Annotated in this window: 3 protein-coding genes; all 3 read right to left on the minus strand. The window is 46.6% G+C overall.

The genetic code is table 11. From position 1 onward, the window contains the following. On the minus strand, positions 1–4,843 hold a 4,843-nt coding region (locus AC2YIT_RS32010), incomplete at its 3' end, for a hypothetical protein (protein WP_487281918.1). A 13-nt stretch (positions 4,844–4,856) separates the two neighbouring features. Continuing rightward, entirely contained in the window at positions 4,857–5,420 is a 564-nt protein-coding gene (locus tag AC2YIT_RS32015; RefSeq protein WP_487281919.1) for a VOC family protein, read from the minus strand. Positions 5,421–5,506: 86 nt separating this feature from the next. Further along, a partial coding sequence (locus AC2YIT_RS32020; protein WP_487281920.1) for a T9SS type A sorting domain-containing protein occupies positions 5,507–5,948 on the minus strand: 442 nt, incomplete at its 5' end.

Raw genomic sequence — 5,948 nt, forward strand, 5'->3', positions numbered from 1 at the left:
TACAACCGGCTTTGGGGTTCAGCACGATCGTATTCGAAAAGCTGCTGTATGAACTGCCTGATTTGGAACGCACCTTATAAGTCCCCGCGACCGTTGCGATATACTGCGTTTGGCCCGGCTGTGTGCCTGTGATCAACACATCGTTAAGGTACCACTCCAATTGCCCGCTGAAACCGGAGGCTGTCAAGGTGATCGGAGAGCCATTTGCGCAGACGTCCCCACTGGTACTTTTATACAAAATCGGGGTGATCAGCGTGGTCGCGCATGGCAAGGTTATTCCTACAAAATTGCTGTTGCCGGCGTGACCCAGTGGAGCTACATATTCAGCATGCCATTGGGTCGTTTCATTGCCATCCAACGCATTTGCCCAGCCCTGGCCAGCAAGGTTCGGCTCTGAACCAAAGCCGGTGCCGGTCAATGCAGTTTCATTCCCGCTCCCATCCACATTGAAAAAACGGATCTCTTTGAGGTCACCCACCCCGTCGGTAGCCCGCGCGTTGTAACGGATATGGGGATAGTTTTGCGGGTTATTGAAATCTGTCGTAAGCCAAGTGCCAACCGGTGCTGCCGATGGGAATTGGTAAAGTACTATCCAATCCACCCCATTGCTGGAACCTTGTATCGTGGCCCCAACCAATCTGTCGTGGTTATAATTCCGCCACAGCAATTTTACCCGGTTCGCCGCGCACTGGTTGGGAGGGACGCAACCGGCTTTCTGGTTCAGCACGATCGTATTCGAAAAGCTGCTATATGAGCTGCCTGATTTGGAACGCACCTTGTAAGTCCCCGCGACCGTCGCTATATACTGCGTTTGGCCCGGCTGTGTACCTGTGATCAATACATCGTTAAGGTACCATTCCAATTGCCCGCTGAAACCGGAGGCCGTCAACGTGATCGGAGAGCCATTCGCGCAGACGTCCCCACTGGTACTTTTATACAAAATCGGGGTGATCAGCGTGGTCGCGCATGGCAGACTAATTCCCACAAAGTTGCTGTTACCGGCGTGACCCAGCGGAGCTACATATTCGGCATGCCATTGGGTGGTTTCATTGCCATCCAACGCATTTGCCCAGCCCTGACCAGCCAGGTTCGGCTCTGAACCAAAGCCCGTACCCGTTAAGGCATATTCATTCCCACTTCCATCCACATTGAAAAAACGGATCTCTTTGAGGTCACCCACCCCGTCGGTAGCCCGCGCGTTGTAACGGATATGGGGGTAGTTTTGCGGGTTAGTGAAATCTGCCGTAAGCCAGGTGCCAACCGGTGCTGCCGATGGAAATTGGTAAAGTACTACCCAATCCACCCCATTGCTGGAACCTTGTATCGTGGCCCCTACCAACCGGTCGTGGTTATAATTCCGCCACAGCAATTTTACCCGGTTCGCCGCGCATTGATTGCCGCTACTACTGCCGGAAGTAAGACCAGGAGCGGATGGGGCGGATACGTCAGGGTTATCTACGATGCCATTTACAAAGCCGCCCTGATTCGCATAGTTATAGTGGAAGCTCTTGATCAAATTGCCCGCGCTACTACCTTCCCGGATGTCGGAGAGGCGGCCGAAATTGTCGTAGTTGTACCAGGTAACCTTTCCCGAAGGCTCCGTGATCGATTCTACACCAACGAGTGACTTATAGTTATAGGTTGTCGTCGCGGCAGCCGATGTACCGTCAGCTTCGGTTTTTGACTTGAGAAGGTCAGTCTTGCCTGCATCGGTTGTGCCGTAATATTCAAGTTTGGTGGTGGCTCCCCCTTTTTCTTTATAGGTTAAAAGATTTCCGCGATCGTCATAAGTCATGAACTCCGCAAGCGTAACAATGGAACCCTGTCCTATTTTTTTATCCACTTTCTTAGGCACATACAAGCTGGTGCCGCTCGGGGTGAAATACTCAGTGTTGATCCAGGTCAATGCTGCGCCATTTTCGATACTTGTCGTTTCCTCAATGACCGGGCTGACCATGTTTTTGGATACCATCCCTGGATAAACTCCCGTGTTGTAATCGAACGGGTACTTGTAGGCCGTTATAATATTACGTCCCCTACTGTCCGAAGCTTTGGTTTGGCTAAGCTGGGTGTAATTGGGATTGTCATAGTAGTATTCTTTAAAAGTTTCTACTGGCGTATTAGGATTTGCAAGATCATATACCTTCGTTCTTTCACTCTTTAAGTAATTCCAATTCTTGATCATGGCCGGATAGAAAAATCCGTGCAATTTCTTACTAAAATAAGCTCCGCTTACGAAATAAGGAATGTTTCTTATCTCCGCAGCATACTGGTAAGTGGGCGTACTTAACTCGTAGTCATATTCTGTTTCTTTGACCTTGACAAAAGCAGTACCCGACTTTGCATAATCTTCCTGTTTCAACAGGTTACCATTTGATTTAAATGGCCTACTGGAAATGAGTGGAGGCCTGTAATAGGAAAAATTATTGACGATATCGGACTGATTGTCATAGTAAAAAATCGATTGCCCATTTTCTGCATTAGCGCCATAACTCACAGTCACCTGATCGTATCCGACAACAGAACCACTGGCCGACGCGGATAGCGGAACGATGCTATTAGATGTGCGAAATACGATTCTATAAATTAGGCCATCCGCGCCCCCAGGGCCATCGTTGGTACAACTTCTTTCTTCCGCGTAGCTATATTGCGGTTTTGTCATCAGCCTCCCTGTCGACTTTTCGATACTTTGCCCATTAGCGGCTGTCTCGGTTCGTCTATAATTAAATGTCTTGACATTACTTTGCACGCCATCATTAGAGGTGATGGTTTTTATACGTAAGCCACCGCCGGTTTTCATTGCCCCTTCCGTCGCTTCCAAAGGCTCATACCATACGAAATGGATGGCAAAATCAGAAACCGCAACATCATCACTGACCTTTGCACGCCAGATGTATTTACCCGGCATAATGTTATAAATCGTATTGATGTGTTGAACTCCCCCGGTCATTCCATTCTGACACCCTTTAATGATGCAGGGCGAAGGAGTGCCATTAAAATTGTCGGTACATTCCTGCATCGCAAACATATCATATGTTCCCACCGACAGTCCGGTCTCTTTATGTATCAACTCAAAATACACCCTGCCAGTCTGGCCCGATATTTCGTTGCACGGCGTCGCGCCACTTAACCTAACGAAAGCGTCTAATTTCAAGTTGGTTGTCAGGCCACCAGCCCCTGTTGCTGCCTTTGAGAAATCAACTTCGAAATCCTGAACCGTCCCTTTGTCTCTTATAAGGTACATACGACGCTCATTTCTCTCAGTCAACGTGCCAATATTACCAGAATAGGAGAAGTCGTTTTTATTGGAATTATTGACATCATATTCATGGGCCTCATAGTTAAACTCAGTATATCCACCGGTGGGATAAGTAATCTTCTTTAGGCTGAATGCTTTTATATAATTCGGGTCGGTGTCTCTTTCTGTTCCCGTCATTTGCCCGAAATGGAATCTGACTTCATCCGAAGTATTGAAAACGTCGAATGTGGGGATTAGGCTTAGATTCCCCTGTTTTCCATTATAGTATCCCCAATGGTCCTGTGCGAATGAAGTCTTCGCCGGCAGATTAGTGTAGTTGTCGCCTTCAAAGTAGTCGAATAGATGCGGTCTTAAGCTAGTCCCACTCGCAGATTTCTCGGTTAATGATAACAATTTCAACCTTTTTGATACCGATCCACTTCCATCACTGGTAGCCTGATAGTCAACATCCGCAGTCCCGTCAAAATAAGCATAGTTAAAATCAAATGCTTTAAAAAGGGTTTTGACACCACCGGGCTTATTATAGATTTCAATCGTTTTAAGCTTTTTATCATAAGAAAGGTCATCCCTGTTTTCGAAAACGAATTTGACCGAACCATTCTGAAAAGTAATCTCATTCAGATATACAGTCGAAATATATTTGGGTGGAATCCGGCCAATCGTGCGTGATGCAATGGGGCCTTGAGGTTCACCGGTACTGCAAGTCGGGTCAAGTATAAATTCCCCCTTGGTTTCGGTGATAGCTCCCTGGGGATAGTTAAAGGCGTTTGCCAGGACGTTGTAGCTAAGGCTAATCGTGGCACCCTCCGGGGAAGTTATCTGGCTGAGATACCACGATGAAACAGAGCTTCCCCCGCTGGCATATCTGAATGTTTCTTTTTCGTTAAACAAATAGATAGCTCCATCAGGCGTCTTTATTTCCCAGGAAATGTCAGCTCCGTTGTTCGCTTCCAGCATCTTGATACGAATGTCACTCTTTTCGTTCATGATGATTTCTTTGGTACGGGTTATGATAAACTTCCCGGAATATCCCGCAAAATTGAAATTATAAATATCCGGCTCGTATTCATTATTAGTGCCGTCTTCTACCTTCAGAGCAAGCGGGCCTGGACCGGATTGCTGCGAATAAAAATCAAAATTGAATGCGCTTTGATTATTAGGAATTGCCTGCCCCAGTTGCATGTTTGCCCTGGGGAAACTGTTCGCTGGTAAATTATCCGCAGGGCTGAAATACCGGCTGGGGGTGAAGTCATCCTCCCCCATTATCGTCCTGGAAATAACTCCCCCGGCATTCAATGCCCAGCCCAATCCGACTTGACTGGCCTCGTCAGCTACTTTAATGCCCGATGGATGGTAGCTAATCGATATGGGAAGGGTTATTTTTCCATCCTGCACAGTGTAGATCGGAATGGATATATTGGCAGTACCCGTATAGTAACTTACAGGTATATCGACATACCTGGTTAAACTGGCCGCTTGTGGAGATGGAGGGACAATTTTTGGTACATAGCTATCCGATGTTTGTCCAAATGCTCCCACCCATAATGTCAGGAAAAATAAGAGGGCAGATCTAAAAGTGTTCATGAAGTAGTATTTTTTACCGGGGTAACAATTCAATAACATAGCCATCCAAATCATTGATGAATTTTCGTTTGGGTTTGCCCGCACCATTATTCGATTTTTCCTTCGTTTTAATTTTTTCACCAGCCAGATAGGCCTGATATTTCTCCAATAAATTCGCTGGAACTGTTACCCTTATATGTGGTCTGTCCAAAGCATCCGGATCTATTAATTGCACCCTTCCAGCCTTAAGAATGATGTATACCCCATTCTCCAATTTCAAGAACCGCCGTACCTGCCTGAGATCTTCAGGGATACTCCTCACTTCGGCACCAAAAACCTTCTCATAGTAAGCCTCGCTTTTATCCAGGTCTATAACCGATATGATAATCGGCTGATCGGAGATGATTGAGTACTCCCTTGCCTTCTTCTGCCCAAATGAATAACCGCAGCAGCAGAGCATTGCCAGGACAAGACCTATCATCCTGCTTCTAAAAAGTGGACGGACTGTCGACAGGCGAATGTAGCCGGCCTGTTTAGCTGTATTCAAAATAGCAGCCATTGAAAAGCCGCTGGGGCTTTTAAACTTATTTATATACATAATCGAAATGATTGACAAGATATCAACCCCTATCCGAGGGCTTAAAAAATTCTTTCAACAAGACAGACAGGCCTTATGCGGTCTGATCATTCGGCTTGTTTCACTACCACAGCGCTTCTATTCACGCCATTTTCATTGACGCTAATGATGTAATGCCCCACAGCCAGATCATTCATATCCAAGGTTGTTTTATAATTGCCCTTTTTGGGTTTGATTTGATAAACCTTCAATTCCCTGCCCAATTTATCTGCAACCCTCAATGTCGCGAGCTGAGCCCGGGCCGGCATAGTTACTTCCAGGTTTTTAACAACCGGGTTGGGATATGCTACCAGCTGCCCATCCTCAGATGTCGCCCTATCACTGGCTTTTATGTTTTCAGGCAGAAATCCGAAATCCAGGTCATGAATGTTAATGCCCGACGCCCCGGTTTGAAAAGCGATTACAGCCTGATTTTCAACAGTTACAGCATCGTTGTCCACTTCTTTATCAGCGGTAGCCTTGGCAAGCGTTGGTTTAAGTTTTCCCTGA

The sequence above is a fragment of the Dyadobacter sp. SRI_021 genome (assembly GCF_057586235.1).